Source organism: Pseudomonas sp. EL_65y_Pfl1_R83 (assembly GCF_963970695.1).
Taxonomy (GTDB): domain Bacteria; phylum Pseudomonadota; class Gammaproteobacteria; order Pseudomonadales; family Pseudomonadaceae; genus Aquipseudomonas; species Aquipseudomonas tritici.
In genome coordinates, this window is sequence record NZ_CAXAQI010000532.1 from 1 (window position 1) to 298 (window position 298).

Here is a 298-nt window from a genome sequence, read left to right on the forward strand (position 1 = left end):
ACCAGCCGCGCCCGCTGGTCATGCACGTAGACTTCCTGGCTGCCATCGGCGTTATGAACCGTGACCTGGCCGTTGTCATCCCACACATACCGCGTGTCCATCTGCGAAAAGCTCGCCCAATGCCGGACACACCGCGCCGCCTTACCAGACCGTTCCCATTCCCAAAAGAAACTCGCCCCACCGGCCAGTCCGCGCTCAAGAATGACGTGCTGATCGTCGTACCGATAAACCTCACTTTCGCCTACAGCGTTAGTCGCTGAAACCAACCGACCGGCATCGTCATAGGCGTAGGAAACAA

Annotated in this window: 1 protein-coding gene; it reads right to left on the reverse strand. The window is 58.7% G+C overall.

The window, feature by feature from the left end; genetic code table 11:
* Positions 1–298 (reverse strand): RHS repeat domain-containing protein (locus AACY08_RS30200; protein ID WP_339472750.1); only part of this gene is annotated, 298 nt, incomplete at both ends.